The organism is Rhodospirillales bacterium (genome assembly GCA_016712595.1).
Lineage (GTDB): Bacteria > Pseudomonadota > Alphaproteobacteria > Rhodospirillales > Defluviicoccaceae > Defluviicoccus.
Genome location: JADJQT010000001.1, coordinates 2,321,935 through 2,337,138, shown reverse-complemented (window position 1 = coordinate 2,337,138; position 15,204 = coordinate 2,321,935). Strand labels below are relative to the sequence as shown.

The 15,204-nt window shown below is 65.5% G+C and carries 13 protein-coding genes; 9 read left to right on the top strand and 4 right to left on the bottom strand.

Annotation, left to right across the window (positions count from 1 at the left end):
- Positions 1–26 precede the first annotated feature (26 nt).
- The 8 genes from IPK66_10515 to IPK66_10480 all read left to right on the top strand — a co-directional run bounded on the left by IPK66_10515 (position 27) and on the right by IPK66_10480 (position 9,864).
- A complete protein-coding gene (locus IPK66_10515; GenBank protein MBK8175669.1) occupies positions 27–1,604 on the top strand; it encodes a GMC family oxidoreductase N-terminal domain-containing protein in 1,578 nt (525 codons plus the stop codon).
- A gap of 48 nt (positions 1,605–1,652) precedes the next feature.
- On the top strand, positions 1,653–2,384 hold the full coding sequence (locus IPK66_10510; protein MBK8175668.1) for an EthD family reductase: 732 nt from the start codon (positions 1,653–1,655) through the stop codon (positions 2,382–2,384).
- A gap of 70 nt (positions 2,385–2,454) precedes the next feature.
- Positions 2,455–2,787, top strand: a complete 333-nt coding sequence (locus tag IPK66_10505; GenBank protein MBK8175667.1) for a Nif11-like leader peptide family natural product precursor — start codon at positions 2,455–2,457, stop codon at positions 2,785–2,787.
- Entirely contained in the window at positions 2,784–3,137 is a 354-nt protein-coding gene (locus IPK66_10500) for a hypothetical protein (GenBank protein ID MBK8175666.1), read from the top strand. Before IPK66_10505 ends, IPK66_10500 begins: the two co-directional genes overlap by 4 nt.
- 74 nt (positions 3,138–3,211) lie before the next feature.
- Entirely contained in the window at positions 3,212–4,789 is a 1,578-nt protein-coding gene (locus tag IPK66_10495; GenBank protein ID MBK8175665.1) for a GMC family oxidoreductase N-terminal domain-containing protein, read from the top strand.
- A gap of 70 nt (positions 4,790–4,859) precedes the next feature.
- The gene (locus IPK66_10490; GenBank protein MBK8175664.1) at positions 4,860–5,861 is read left to right on the top strand and encodes an alpha/beta fold hydrolase; all 1,002 of its coding nucleotides are present in this window, start codon (positions 4,860–4,862) and stop codon (positions 5,859–5,861) included.
- Positions 5,862–5,923: 62 nt separating this feature from the next.
- Positions 5,924–8,383: an alpha amylase C-terminal domain-containing protein gene (locus IPK66_10485; GenBank protein MBK8175663.1), complete on the top strand. Its 2,460-nt coding sequence runs from the start codon at positions 5,924–5,926 to the stop codon at positions 8,381–8,383.
- Positions 8,384–8,433: 50 nt separating this feature from the next.
- Entirely contained in the window at positions 8,434–9,864 is a 1,431-nt protein-coding gene (locus IPK66_10480) for an alpha-amylase (GenBank protein ID MBK8175662.1), read from the top strand.
- A 36-nt stretch (positions 9,865–9,900) separates the two neighbouring features.
- Here the strand turns inward: IPK66_10480 and IPK66_10475 are convergent, their stop codons facing one another.
- Genes IPK66_10475 through IPK66_10460 form a run of 4 tightly spaced genes read right to left on the bottom strand, consistent with a single transcriptional unit; the run spans position 9,901 to position 13,018 of the window.
- A complete protein-coding gene (locus IPK66_10475; protein MBK8175661.1) occupies positions 9,901–10,506 on the bottom strand; it encodes a HupE/UreJ family protein in 606 nt (201 codons plus the stop codon).
- 47 nt (positions 10,507–10,553) lie between these two features.
- Positions 10,554–11,156 (bottom strand): HupE/UreJ family protein, encoded by a 603-nt coding sequence (locus IPK66_10470; GenBank protein ID MBK8175660.1) that lies wholly within the window; start codon positions 11,154–11,156, stop codon positions 10,554–10,556.
- 24 nt (positions 11,157–11,180) lie between these two features.
- Positions 11,181–12,194 (bottom strand): HupE/UreJ family protein, encoded by a 1,014-nt coding sequence (locus IPK66_10465; protein MBK8175659.1) that lies wholly within the window; start codon positions 12,192–12,194, stop codon positions 11,181–11,183.
- 5 nt (positions 12,195–12,199) lie between these two features.
- Entirely contained in the window at positions 12,200–13,018 is an 819-nt protein-coding gene (locus tag IPK66_10460) for a peptidyl-prolyl cis-trans isomerase (protein MBK8175658.1), read from the bottom strand.
- A gap of 309 nt (positions 13,019–13,327) precedes the next feature.
- Here IPK66_10460 and IPK66_10455 point away from each other — a divergent pair, with 309 nt between their 5' ends.
- The gene (locus tag IPK66_10455) at positions 13,328–15,160 is read left to right on the top strand and encodes a hypothetical protein (protein MBK8175657.1); all 1,833 of its coding nucleotides are present in this window, start codon (positions 13,328–13,330) and stop codon (positions 15,158–15,160) included.
- Positions 15,161–15,204: the final 44 nt, after the last annotated feature.

Genomic DNA, 15,204 nt, shown 5'->3' with positions numbered 1-15,204 from the left:
GAATCTGAGTGCATCGAGGAGTCGAGATGTCCAACGGCCGCGTCGATTACATCGTGATCGGAGCCGGAACCGCCGGCTGCATCGTCGCCGCCCGCCTGGCCGAGGAACCGGGCGCACAGGTAACCTTGCTCGAATTCGGCGGCATGGATACCAATCCGGCGATCTACGCCCGCGATATGAACGCCATGTTCAGTCTGTGGGCGCCGCAGGGTGCCGAGAACTGGGGCTACACCACGACGCCGCAGGAGGGGCTCGGCGGGCGCAGCATCGAGATCGCCCGTGGCAAGGTGCTGGGCGGCTGTAGCGCGGTCAACGCCATGATCTACATCCGCGGCAACCGGCGCGATTTCGATACCTGGAGCGCGCTGGGCAATCGCGGCTGGAGCTACGACGAGGTCCTGCACTACTTCAAGAAATCCGAGCGCTACCATGGCCCGGCCTCGCCCTATCACGGTGATCGCGGGCCTCTGCCGATCATCGACTACCGGACGCCGTCGGCCGTCGGCCACGCCTTCATCGAGGCGGCGGCGACGCTGGGAGCCGGCCAGACCTACAATGACTTCAACGGCGCGGCGCAGGAGGCGGGCGCGGGCTTTTACCAGTCGACGCGCACGACCGCGGGCGTCAGGGCCACCGCCGCCTCGGCGTTCATCCGTCCGCTGATCGGACGCGAGGGTTTCCAGCTGCTGACCGGCGTGCGTGTAACCCGGCTGATCGTCGAGAACGGACGGGCGCGCGGCGTCGAATATGCCGGACCAAACGGCGTCGTCACCCTCGGGGCCGAGCGCGAGGTGATCCTTTGCGCCGGCGCCTTCGAGACACCGAAGCTGATGATGCTCTCCGGCCTCGGTCCCGCCGAGCAACTCAAGCGCCACGGCATCCGGGTGATCGCAGACCTGCCCGGTGTCGGCCAGAACCTGCAGGACCACATGCTGCTCGGGGTTGGTTATGAGAGCCTCGCGCCGCTCGATCCACCGGAGATGCTGGCCGAGGCCGGCCTCTTCCACTGGACGCGAACAAGCGCGGAGCAGACGTCGCCGGACCTGCAGTACTTCTTCGGCCCCGTCCAGTTCGTCGCCGACGAATACCGGACGGACGGACCCGGCTTTACCTTCGCGCCGATCGTCTCCCAGCCGCTCAGCCGCGGGACGGTCAGCCTCGCTTCGGCAGATCCCGCCGCCAACGCCGTCGTCGATCCCTGCTACCTCAGCCGGGACGAGGACGTTGCCGTGTTCGAGTACGGCATCCGCTATGCCCGCGAAATGGTGCACACCAGCGCCTTCGACGGTCTGCGCGGCCGCGAGCTCGCTCCCGGCGACGCGATCACCAACTCGGAGGATCTGCGAACCTATATCCGCCGCGTCTGCTCGACCGTCTGGCATCCGATCGGCACCTGCAAGATGGGCACCGACGCCGCGGCGGTGGTCGATGGACAGCTTCGCGTGCGGGGCATCGAGGGCCTGCGCATCGCCGATGCCGCGGCGATGCCCAAGCTGGTCAACGGCAACCCCAACGCTGCGATCATGATGATCGCCGAGAAGGCGGCCGACATGATCCGCAGCGCGCGGAGCACCGTCGCTGACGCCGCGGTCGCAACCGCCTGATCACGGGACATCCTTGGCTCAGAGTGCGACGCAAAGAGGGCAATCGTCATGATCCATCAGTTCATCTTCGCCCACCCGCGGCCGGGCATGTCGGAAGAGGCGTTCCAGCGCTACTGGGTGGAAATCCACGCCGTGCGCTATGCCAGCCGCATCCCGCAGATCCGCCGCTACCTGGTCGATACCCGCATTCCGCTACCGGGGGAGAGCGGCGAGCCGATGTGGAGCGGCGTCGCCGAGATCTGGCTCGCCAATGTCGAAGAACAGCTCGCCTCACTGCAGACGCCGGAGTTTCTGCTGGGAGCGCGGGCGGACGAGCCCAACTGGGCGGCCTTCTGGCTGACGCGGGGGCTCGATACTTACGCCCATGTCCTCCTGCCCGGGCCACCCGAGACGCGCGACAGCAAGATGGTCAAGCTGCTGCTCCTGTCCAAGCGCCGCGAGGGCCTGCCGCTCGAGGCATTCCGCGAATACTGCCTCGGCACCCACGCCGCCAAGGTCATGCACGTGCCCGGCCTGCGCCGCTACGTCCAGGGCCACGTCGTCGATGGCTTCTATTCGGTCGGCGAGGCGGTACTCGACTGCGTCGAGCAGCTCTGGTTCGATGACCTCGACGCGCTGCTCGCCGCCAACCGCTCGATGGAACACCAGATCGTTCGCGCCGACTACCGGCTGTTCACCGAGGAGCGCTACCTGCACGAGATGATCGTCCGCGAGAACTGGATCATCGGCCCGGCCGAGCGGCCGTACGTGCCCGGCGTGCCGGCGCCGGCGCTCGACTGAACCGGTGCACGGCTGAAGCGTCCAGCCTGAATTGTCTGATTGAACCGATGGCCAGGGGGAGATGCGGGTTATGTCGCTGGAAAGTGTCCTGACGTTCTTTCGCGCCGCGCGTGATGATGCGGGCCTTCTCGCCCGCTACGATCAACGCACGCTGAGCGAACTGGTATTTCACGCCAAGAACGACGGCTTCGATTTTAGCGCCTGGGACCTGGCAGAAGTTTCGGGACGCATCGAGGCCAGCGTCATCCTTGCCAAGGACCGGGATCCGTTCGACGGCTCGGCCCGGCTGTGGCGGCGGATGTGGGGGCGTTATCATCTCGGCTACCTCGTCGAACAAGTCCGCCGGCACTCGGACGACGAGCTGACCGCGCTGATCGCGACGCGCCAGGAGGCCGCATCATGAGCGCGCGCAACCTGATCACCTTCCTGCGCACCGTCGCCATCCGCGCCGACGTCCTCGACGCGCTGAAGCGGCTCGGCAAGGACGAGGTCATCGCCACCGCCGCCGCCTACGGTCTGCCGTTCAGCGAAGCGGAGTTCGACCGCGTCATCTGGGACCTGGAAATCCGCCTCGCCGAAAAGCGCGGCGAGGCGTTCGATGCCCACTTCCCGCTTTGGGAGACGATGTGGGGCCGGCACTACTTCGACTATCTCGTCGTCGACATGATGCCCAGCCTCAGCGACGCGGACATCAGTGCGGTTCTGGCAACCTACGCAACGACGGGCACAACTGCGGCCACAACGACGGCTTAAGCGCCGCCGCCGTGCCGCGCGCATGACGCGGGCGGCGGGCGACGCCGAAGGCCGCGGCTGACAAGGAGCGATCCATGGCAGACACTTACGATTTCGTCATTGTCGGCTCGGGCGCGGGCGGCTCGACCCTCGCCTACCGACTGTCTGAGATGGCCGGGGCGTCGATCCTGGTATTGGAAGCCGGGACCGGCGATCTGCCCGAGGCGGTCGAGGTGCCGTGGCGGTGGAACGAGTTGCTGCTGACCGAGATCGACTGGGCCTACCAGAGTGTCCCGCAACCGGGACTCAACAACCGGCAGGTGTATTCGGCCGCCGGACGTGCCACCGGCGGCGGCTCGTGCGTCTATCACATGATGCACGTGCGCGCCCGACCCGCCGATCTCGACAACTGGGCCTACGACGGCTGCGCCGGCTGGTCGTTCAACGAGTGCCTGCCGTATTTCCAGCGCTCGGAAAACCAGCTCGACAACACCAATCCGACCGCCGGCAAGAGCGGGCCGATGACGGTGATCAACGCCAAGGACATGGGCAACCCGACCTCGCAGGTGTTCCTCGACGCCTGCGCCGAGCTCGGCTATCCCGTCGTCGAGGATTTCAACCGCACGCCCTTCGGCGCCGCTTGGCACCACGTCGACATCAAGGACGGGCGGCGCGGCGGCGTGCTCACCTCGTACCTCCGCCCCGCCCTCGCCCGCGGCAACGTCACCCTCAAGACCCACACCTACGTAACCAAGCTGCTGCTCGACGGCACGCGCTGCACCGGCGTGCAGTACGTCGAGAACGGCCAGCCGGTCGAGGTGAACGCCAGCCATGAGGTCATCGTCTGCGGCGGCGCGATCGAAACGCCGAAGCTGCTGCAGCTCTCCGGCATCGGCAACGCCGAAGCCTTGGGCCGGCTCGGCATCTCCACCGTCGTCGACCTGCCGGGCGTGGGCGAGAACTTCCACGACCACCCGCTGGTCATCGGCCCGTTCGGCCGCATGGCCGAGCCCGGCACCGATCCGCGCGGCAACATGACCGAGGTCGGCCTGTTCTGGGGATCGCAGCCGAACCTGCTCGTCCCCGACCTCGAGATCTGCCTCGTGCATCGCGCGCCGTTCGGCGATCAGTTCTTCGCCAACGTCGTCAACCGCTTGCAGACCGGCCAGCCGATCACGCCGGTCACCCAGCTCGTCGATCCGCACGTGATCTTGAGCCTGCCCGGCCTCGTCCAGCCGCTCTCGCGCGGCTATGTGCGCCTGCGCAGCGCCGATCCCACGGTCGCGCCGGACATCAGCTGCAATTACGGCGCCGAGCCATTCGATATCGATCGCATCGTCACCATGGTGAAGATCGGCCGCGACATCTATCGCACCCGCGCCTTCCAGCCGCTGGGCCTGGTCGAGATCGGCCCCGGCCCCGACGTCGTCACCGATGACCAGCTTCGGGTGTGGGTGACGGAAAACGTCGGCTCCTACTATCACTTCGTCGGCTCGTGCAAGATGGGGGTTGATCGCATGGCCGTGGTCGATCCGGAACTGCGCGTGCGCGGCATCGAGAACCTGCGCATCGCCGACGGCTCGGTGATGCCGACGATCCCCAGCGGCAATCCACATACGACGATCGTGATGATCGGCGAGCGCGCGGCCGACTTCATCAAAGCCAGGCACTGATCCGCATCCGGATGGCGAAGCGGCCGGCACGCCGCTCCGCGGTTCGATCCGCAACAAGGAGGCCAACGCCATGGACACCTTCGAGCTCGGCAATTTCCGGCTGACGTCGGGCTATACGATTCCCAACGCCAAGCTGGCCTATACCACCCACGGCACCCTGAACGCGGCGAAGGACAACTGCGTCGTCTTTCCCAACTTCCTCGGCGGCAACGACGCGGCGCTCGAGATCTATATCGGCGACGGTCTGGGTCTCGATCCGGCCAAGTACTTCATCGTCCTGCCGGGCCAGTTCGGTAACGGCTTTACCTCCTCGCCCTCCAATACCCCCGCCCCCTTCGATCGCGGCGCCTTTCCCCAGACGACGATCGCCGACGACGTCATCGCCCAGCACCGGCTGTTGACCGAGCACTTCGGCATCGAGCAGGTCGCCCTTGTCCTCGGCTGGTCGGTCGGCGCGCTGCAGACCTACGAGTGGGCGGTGCGCTTCGCACCGATGGTCAAGCGCATGGCCTCGATCGCCGGCGCGCCACAGCCCTCGCCGTGGACGCTGCACTGGCTGCGCACGGTGATCGAAGAGCCGATCGTCACTGATCCGGCCTGGAACAACGGCTTTTATGCCCAGGCGACGGATGTGCAGGCCGGGCTGCGCCGACAGGGGCACTGCATGGCGCTGACCCTGCCTCCCCTCTCCTACTACCACGGCGATATCCTCCAGCGCCTCGGCTTCGGCTCGGTCCAGGACTTCGTTCGCGGCTTCTTCGAGGGCTTCATGATCGGCCAGGATCCCAACAACCTGCTGATCCAGGCGCGCAAGGCACTGCTCGCCGATCCCAGCGGCGGAACGGGTGACATGGCGGCGGCGCTCGGCAAGATCACGGCGAAAACATATATCGCCGCGTTCAACGGTGACGTGATGTTTCCGCCGCAGGACTGCGTCATCGACGCGCAGCGCATCCCCGGCGCCCAGTACCGGGAGATCACCAGCACGTCGGGCCACCTCACCACGTTCGGCTTGTTCCCGGAAGACCACCAGGCGGTCGACGCCGCCATTCGCGAGGCACTCGCGCTTTAGGCCAAAGCGAAATCCGGCTCGCGTCGGGAGGTTCGCTTGCGATTCCATCACGGAGGACTGTCATGGCGTTGATACCCGTGCATTTCGAATACCGGACCGGGCTGCGCGACACACTCTTCCTCGGCGCCCGGCTGACCGGCAGCTGGAACGGCCAGGGGCTTCTGTCCGATCAGTGGGCAAGCATGCCGATGCAAGCGTTCACCGCTGACGACGGCTGCCCCGCCTTTCGCCTGCTCGTTCGCCTCGACGACAGCCAGATCGGCCGGACGTTCCAGTGGGGCGTGGTGCTGTCGACGCAACAGAACCCCGAGGTGTGGGGTATCACCAGCGAGATCGACGATCCGGCGTCGACCACGCGCAACCGCAGCTTCGTGCTCAGCGGTGCCGATCAGATCGTCACTTACTACCTGACCCATTGCCGGCGCCTTGGCGCCAACAAGCAGTTCGCCGACGGTGTGGCGCAACCGGGCATTCGCTTCGCCGTTTGGGCGCCGAACGCGCGCAACGTCGAGCTTGTCCGCGGCGAGGTCGCTGGCGGCTACATCTGGAACGACGGTCGTGGCGTCACCGCCGCGATTCCCATGCACCACGTCGAGGACGGCGTTTGGGCAACGGATATCGACGACGCGCCGGAGCTCTCCGATTTCGCCCGTTTCGATCATACGCCCTATATGTTCCGCATCACCAAGGACGACGGGCAGGTCGCCTATCGCACCGATCTCTATTCGCGCTGCCAGCTCGGCAGCGGCCGCATTGATCCCGAGACCAACCCGCAAGGCTGGAGCGGCCGGCGCCAGGACCTCGACGGCGCCAAGAGCTGCTCTGTCGTCGTCGATCCGGAGCAAGTGGTCGAGCCATTTCGCCAGCTCGACGCGCAAGGCCAGCCGGTCTGGCCGGAAACCCAGTGGCAGAGCGACGCGGCGTTCTGGGCGGACGAGTTTCGCGCCGATCGGCCGATGCCGACGCGGCTCGACGAGCTCGTCATCTATGAACTGCACGTCGACGGCCTCGGTGCCGGGCGCAATCCGCGCGGCATGCTCGACGACGCCATGCAGATGCTCGATTACCTCGCCGACCTCGGCATCACCGCCGTCGAGCTGATGCCGTTCTCCGAGTACGAGGGCTGGGCCGGCTGGGGCTACGGCACCTCGCATTACCTTGCGATCGAATATGCCGGTGGCGGGCGCGACCAGTTCAAGCACTTCGTCAAGGCCTGCCACCAGCGCGGCATCGCGGTGATCTTCGACGTCGTCTACAACCACTTCACCCATGACGGCGAGCGGGCCGAATGGGCCTACGATTCGAATACGCCCGAGAGCAACATCTACTTCTGGTACGAGGGGCGCGCCTCGGACTACCCCAACGCCAACCCGCCGGGCAGCGGCGGCTTCATCGACAACATGTCGACCGGCTACGCGCCGCGGTTCTGGGACGAGATGGTGCGCAAGATGTTCATCTCCAGCGCCGCCGCCCTAATGAGCGAATTCCACGTCGACGGCTTCCGCGTCGACCAGACGACCTCGATCCATTCCTACGCGGTGCTGCACGCCGACGGCCGCGCCGCCAACAACGCGCGCATCTTCGGCGCCAAGTTCCTGCGCGAGTGGTCGCGCACCTTGCGGCTGATCCGCCCGAACGTCTTCCTGACCGCAGAGGACCATTCAGGCTGGGCTGCGGTCACCCAGTCGCTGGATCAGGGCGGCATGGGCTTCGATGCGGTGTGGTACGCCGACTACTACCATCACCTGATCGGCGACGCGCAGAACGATTCGAGCCGGGCCCGCCTGCTGCATTTCGCCGGCTACGGCGATAATCGGCCGCTGAGCATGACCTGGTTCGCCGGCGCACTGACGGCTTCGGCCAACGGCCGGGTGATCTATCACGAGTCCCACGACGAGGCCGGCAATTCCTACTATCAAGAAAACGGCCAGGACGTCCACTCGGCGCGGACCATCGTCGCCGCGGTCAACGGGGCCGTCCTCGAGGGCGAGACGCGGCGCTACGCCGAGGCCCGCGTGCACTTCGCCGCCGGCATCACCCTGCTGGCGCCGGGCGTACCGATGTTCTTCATGGGCGAGGAGGTGGGTGCACAGCAACCCTACCGTTTTGACGACTTTCTCGACCATCGCGAGGATTTCCAGGCGCTGCGCGCGAACTCGGGCGCGCGCCTCTTCCGCTTCTACCAGGACGTCCTGCGGCTCCGCCGCGCCCACCCCGCCTTCCGCTCGCACCAGTGCGAGACGGTGCACGTGCACGACCAGAACCGGATCCTCGTCTTCCGCTGCTGGACGATGGGCGAGGAGATGCTGGTCGTCGGCTGTCTGAACGACTGGTCGTTCCGCAACGGCTACCGGATTCAGGACACCCGCATCGCCGACGGCCAGTGGCGCGAGATCTTCAACAGCGACGCCGATACGTACGGCGGCACCAGCATGCTCAACGGCGGCGCCATCGCCTCCTCCGGCGGCGTCATCACCATCAACATTCCGGCGAACAGCGTTCTGGTGCTGCAACGTCAATAACGATCCGCCGCTCGATTCAGCGTGTCGCGTGATCAGGGGGAATCGACATCATGCCGACGATCAACGGTACGATGATGCAGGCGTTCCATTGGGACTATCCCGACGACGGGCGGCTGTGGGACGAACTGGCGGCCAACGCCGACGCGCTCGCCGCCGCCGGCTTTACCGCCCTGTGGCTGCCGTCGCCATGCAAGGCGATGGACGGGCCGCGCGATGTCGGCTATGCGACCTATGATCTCTTCGATCTCGGCGAGTTCGACCAGAAAGGCGCGGTCCGCACCAAATACGGTACGCGCGCGCAACTGACGGCCGCGGTGCAGGCGATGCATCAGGCAAGCCTGCAAGTCTATCTTGATACGGTCTTCAACCACAAGGGTGGCGCCGACGGCACCGAGGTGGTTTCAGCCACCCCGGTTTCCAGCGACAACCGCAACATCGACGTCGGCCCGGCGCGCGACATCGAAGCCTGGACCCAGTTCACCTTTCCCGGGCGCGGAGCGACCTACTCTGGTTTTCAGTGGCACTGGTATCACTTCGACGCCGTCGATTTCGATCAGCGCACGGGCGATCGCTCGCTTTTTCGCCTGCGCGACAAGACCTTTGATACGCCGGTCGATCCCGAGCGCGGCAATTACGATTACCTGATGTTCGATGACCTCGATATGGATCGAGATGAAATCCGCGCCGAATTGCGCGCCTGGGGCGACTGGATTCTGCAGGCGCTCGCCGTCGATGGCTTCCGTCTGGATGCTGTCAAGCACATACGCTTCCCCTTTTTCGTCGAATGGCTTGACCATGTTCGCACGGCGCGGAGTTCGCTGTTTGCCGTTGGCGAATACTTCACCGGCAATGTTGCAACGCTGCGCTGGTTCATCGAGCAGACCGGCCGGCGGATGGCGCTGTTCGACTTCCCGCTGCAGTTCGCCATGCGCGATCTCGGCCGGGCGAGCGGCGGGCTCGACATGCGCCAGGTGTTCAACGGCACGCTGGTCGCACAAGACCCGGAACTGGCGGTCACCTTTATCGACAATCACGACACCCACCAGCAAAACCGTCAGGACGACGCGGTTCCGGAATGGTTCCGTCCGCACGCCTACGCCTTAATCCTGCTGCGCGAGGGCGGCTATCCGTGCGTCTTCTATCCCGACTACTACGGCGGTGGCGGGCGGACCGCCATGCGCTCGATCCTCGATGCCTTGCTGGCGGCGCGCCGCGACCACGCCTACGGCCAGCAGACCGACTACCTCGACGACGGCAACGTCATCGGCTGGACGCGCGCAGGCGACACCGATCATCCGAACGGCCTTGCGGTGGTGATGTCCGACGGGCCGGGCGGCAGCAAGACCATGCAGACAGGACGGCCCAACACCACCTTCGCCGAAGTCGTCGGCACCGTCGGCGGTACGGTTACGACCGATGCCGGCGGCAACGGTGCCTTTCGCTGCAACGACCGCACCGTCTCGGTCTGGATCGCGCGCTAGCCGGGCGTAGCCGTCGCAAGCCAGCCGGAACGCGGGTTAGCGGGCAACGAAGCGAAACCCGATCAGCATGATGCCAACGGCGGCTATCCAGCTGCCGACGGCGCGCACGCCGATCCGCCGCCAGCCAACGTTTGACTGCAGGAAGGCGGTCGTCAACGCCGTTGTCAGGGCAATGAAGACCCAGCCGACGGTGGTCACGCCGAGGATGAACAGCAGGTGATTGGTTGCGGGCGTCATCGCCGTGCCGTTCTCGTAGCCGTGGGTTAGACCGAACACCAGGCCGGCGGCGATGAGGACGGGTGCCGGCAGCGGCCAAGCGGCGGCAACCAGCAATCCTACCACGGCAAAGGAGGCGATGTTCGCCTGCGAGACGATGGGTTCCGTCGGCACGAACCAGGCGAGCGCGGCGCCGACGAACAACCCGAGCGGAAAGGCGAGCAGGATCCAGCGGCCGGTCCGCGGGCCCTGCATGCCGGCGAGGATACCGATGGCAAGCCAGGGCAGGGCGTGCTCCATCGCCGTCAGCGGGTGCATGGCGCCGCCGTAGAAGTCGCCGAACCGGGTACTGACAAGGTGCGCTTGCGCCGCCGCCGGCGCCAGCAGGAAAACGGCGAGCAGGCCGATCCGAACGAACCCACCCATGCTCGGGCCCCTCATGCTCGGGCCCCTCATGGTCAGGCCCCCCATGGTCAGGCCACCGGACCGAAGGTGGCGTAGAGGAAGTAGCTGCCGACGATGGCGATGACGAGACCACAGGCGCGCACGAGCCGTTCGCCCATCGGCCAGGCAATCAAGGTGCCGATGGCGATGCCGAGCAGATGCAAGAGGCCGGTGGCGAGAACAAACCCTACACCGTAAGCGACCGGATTGGCGGCCGCCGGCAGTTCCTGACCGTGCGCGTAGCCGTGGAAGATGGCGAAGATGCCGGCGAGGATCGCGGCGATCCAAAAGGGTGCGCGCACCCGTAATGCGACAACGAGCCCCAGCACGATGGCGGACAGGGCGATGACGATCTCGACCGCCGGCAGCGGCACCCCCGTCACCCCCAGCAGACCGCCGACCGCCATCACCAGCGGGAAGGTGATGGGCAGAACCCAGATTCCCGGGCGGCCAAGCTGGGCGCCCCACAGGCCGACGGCAACCATGGCGACGAGGTGATCCGGGCCAAACAGCGGATGGGAGAATCCGCTGACAAATCCACCGGCGACGCCCGCCTGCTGGTGGGCAAAAGCCGGCTGGGCTGCCAGCAGAACGATCACGCCCCAGACGAGCGCGAGCCATCGGTTGCGAATGATTTGCGACACCCTACCCCTCCTTCAGGTTATGAAGATTTTTCCCATGCGGGTTAGGAACCAGAAGCTGGCGACGGCGCCGATGGCGTAGGCGGGCACCGGCGCGCACCATCGGGGCGCCTGCGCCTGCACCGTCCGGTGTGCCCACATCACGGCGAGAACGAGGAGCACGAAGGCGATCTGGCCGATCTCGACACCGAGATTGAAGAACAAAAGCGCGAACGGCAGTGTCGCCTGCGGGATACCGAGCGTGCTCAACGCGCTGGCGAAGCCGAGGCCGTGCAGCAGACCGAAGGAGAAGGCGACCGCCCAGGGATGGCGTGCCGTCAGCCCCACCTGACCCCCCTGCAGCTTGACGATCTCGACACCGACAAAGACGATGCTGAGCGCGATCGCGGCGTTGACCGCCCGCTCGGGAACGACGATCCAGCCGAAGGTTGCCGCTGCCAGCGTCAGGCTGTGGGCGACGGTAAACGCGGAGATTGTCTTGATCAGCATCCGCGTGCTGCGCACCAGCCAGATCAGCCCGAGAACGAACAGCAGGTGATCGACACCAAGCAGAATGTGATCGATACCGAGGGTGATGTAGGTATCGGCGATTTCGCGCCAGCCGGTGAAGTTGTGGCCCGGGTCCTGCGTGACCGTCAGCGTCGGGCTTGCCGGCGTCAGCGTGTACGTGCGCGTGCTCTTGTCGAGAAGCGTCACCCGAAACATCACCGCCGACTGCTTGCTTCCCATCCCCTCGAACCCGAGGGTTCCGTTCAACCCGCGCTCGCCACAATCAAGGCGCGGGGCAACCCACGTGCAGTGCGAGGGAAAAACCGGCGATAAGCCCTGTTCGTCGAGGCCCGACGTCAGCGTCCAGCGGCCGATGAATACACCAGGGCGAAATTCCTTCAGCGACAGCACCGCCATTGACAGCTCGTGGCCGAAGGCGGGCGGCGTTGCGATAAGCGGAAACGCAATTCCGACCAGCCAGAAGAGGATCAGCCGCACCACGGCATTACCGCGCCGGGCAGGCCGCCGGGCGAAGACCATATGGGTCATCCGCCTTCCTCCGGCCGGTGAACCTCGTAGTTGGTGCCGAGTTCCTTGACCGCGCTTAGCGCCAGATGCCGCTGGCGGTCATCATGCCATTCGCTTTCGATCTGCTGGCGGGCAAGATCGAAGTCCACAGGCTTCGCTGCGATGATCGCATCGACGCGGACGATATGCCATTCGTCGTGGTACGGAACCGCCTGCCATTCGCCGCGTGGCAACTGGGTCAGCGCGTCGGCGAAAGCCTCGTCGAACGCGGCGACAACCGTCTCGCGCGGCCGTTCGCGATAGACGCGTACGCGCTCCCGCAGCGATTCCGGCTCTTTGCCTTCGGTGATGGCGCGGAGCGTCTCCTCGGCGAGCCGGCGGGCCTCCTCGCCATGCCCGTCGACGCGTACGTCAAAAAAGTCATAGCGCTCCGGCTCACCGAAGCGCGAGCGATGCTCCTCGTACCAGGCGCGCAGTTCGGCGTCCGTCGGCGGCTCGATCACGACGTTGTTGAAGACGACAAGCCGCATCTTGTGGATCACCCGCTCGCGGATCATGTCGTCGCCCTTGTCGAGGCCGAGCGCGCGTCCTTCACGATAAAGGATTTCGTTGATCGTCCAGCCATCGATCAGCTCGTTCAGCTCCGGGCGCGTCGGCGGGCGGCCACGGCTGGTTTCGAACTGCGTCGACAGATCACGGATCACCGCCGCATCGACGACGATGTCACGATCGCCACTGCGCGGATGTGCCACGGCATCGACGGCGAGGATCAGCAGTCCGAGGACGAGAAAGTGCAACAGCGGTTCACGCCGTGCCGAACGCAGCGTGGTCTTCATCCCTGCAGATCGAAGCTCCGGTCTCATGATCAGAAGCAGCGGTCTCAAATCGCCGCGACGATCACGCACGGGCGGATCGCCGTCGGCGCCACCGCCGACAGCGGCAAAGAAGCCCCCGCCATGACCGGAGTCAACGCCCGCTCCGCCCGCATTGCGAGAATTCTTCCGGCCGTCACCAGACGGTCATCGAACCTTCATCCTGGCTTCGCCGCTCATTCACGTGAAAGCGCTAGATAGTCGCAATGACGCGCCGATCGCTGGGGAGCATGGGCGCACCGTGGTGTTCCGGTCGCTCGATGGAGGAGGGATATGCAAAACTCGATAATCACGCGCAATCTTATGTCCGGCGTGGCCCTGGCCGCTCTGGTCCTGGGATTCCCCGCCGCTGCGGTTCAGGCGAACGAACTCACCTACTGGGCGGGTGATTTTCACAACCATACGACGTGCTCGGACGGTTCGACATCGGTCCGCGTGCTGATCGACCAGTCGCTGCTCACCTACGACCTCGACTGGATGTCGGACTCCGGCCACGGCGGGGCTTACACTCGCGATTGCCGCTTCAGCGATCCGGAATATGACGGTCCGGCGACCGGCGACGGCGAGTTTTGGGTCGATACCATCGGCGCCTCGGCGATCAAGGGCGACTACGTCGAGGATGGCGGCATCCAGGCGATGTGGCGCTGGCAGAGCATTCAGGAATTCAACTATCCTGAGGACTTCAAGGCTCACAAGGAAATCGGCAAGGTCGTCTACCAGGGCCTCGAGACGATCGTTCCCGGCCACGAGCACGCCAGCACGACGATCATTGCCGGCCAGTTTCCAAAGAGCGGCGCGATCGGCAATGCCAATGCCATGGCCGAATTTGAATACCTCTTCGACCGCGACGACGACGACACCAGCGAGGGCGGCGGCCAGGGCTGGACGGGCAAGATCCCCAACGGCGCCGGCAACGATGCCGGCGGACATCCGAAGGCGGTGAAGAGCGTCGAGTGGATGCAAGCCAATTATCCGACGACCTCCTACAACGTCCCGGCGCACGTCGAACGGCAAGGCCCGTTTGATCCGAACGGCAACGCCGGCTGGAACGTCGAGCACTTCCGCGATTACAACAACGCTGGCCCGGACGTCTCCTTTGGCTTTGAGAGCCAGCCGGGGCACCAGGCGGTCGGCAATCGCGGCGGCTACACCCCGAGCCGGACCTTCGGCGGCACCTACGGCGGCACCGGCTATTACGCTGCCAAGGTCGGCGGCATGTGGGACGCGCTGCTCGGCGAGGGCCGCAACTGGTGGTTCTTCGCGTCGTCCGACTGGCACAACCGCGGCATCTTCTCCCCGTTCGACACGGCAACGACGGGCGACTTCTGTCCCGGCGAATACCAGAAGTCCTACATCTATGCCGCCAATCCGAAGCTGACCGCACAAAAGGTCGTCGACAAGCTGCGCAGCGGCAATGCCTACTCCGTGCAAGGCGATCTGATCGCCAACGACCTGAAGTTCCAGGCGTGCATCTACGGCAATTGCCCGAACGAGCGGGCGACGATGGGCGAAACGCTGACCGTTCCTGCCGGCTCGGACGTGCGGGTCTGGCTGTACGTCACCGATCCGAGTGGCACCAACCACAGCCCCTATTCGTTCCCGAACCCGTCCTTGCTTCAGATTGGCATCAACCAGCCGCTGAACGCTCCGGTGCTCGATCACGTCGATCTCATCGCCGGCGACGTCACCGGTAAGATCGATCCGTCGGACGCGAACTACACCAACCCGACCAACGCTTCGACCAAGATCGTCGCCACCTTCAACGACACCACGTGGTGGAAGGTGAACGGCGACCAGCGGGTCATCTCCTATGTCCTGCACAATGTGCAGAAGGACATGTACGTCCGCGCCCGCGGCACGAACCTGCCGTATGGCACGCCGAACGAAACCGACGCCGACGGCAACCCGCTGGCCGATAGCAACGCCGACAACATCCTGTGCACCGATGCCGCCTGCCCGGCCCATCTCGACCGCGGCGACGGTGTGAAGATCGTCAACTACGACGTCGAAGCCTGGGCCGATCTGTGGTTCTATACGAACCCGATCTTCATCAAGGTTGCCGGCTCGACGGTGGCGCGCGCGGCGGCGGCGAAGACGCAAGGCTAGTCAACCCGGCTGTTGTTCGACGGCACCTTGGGGGCGCTCAGGGG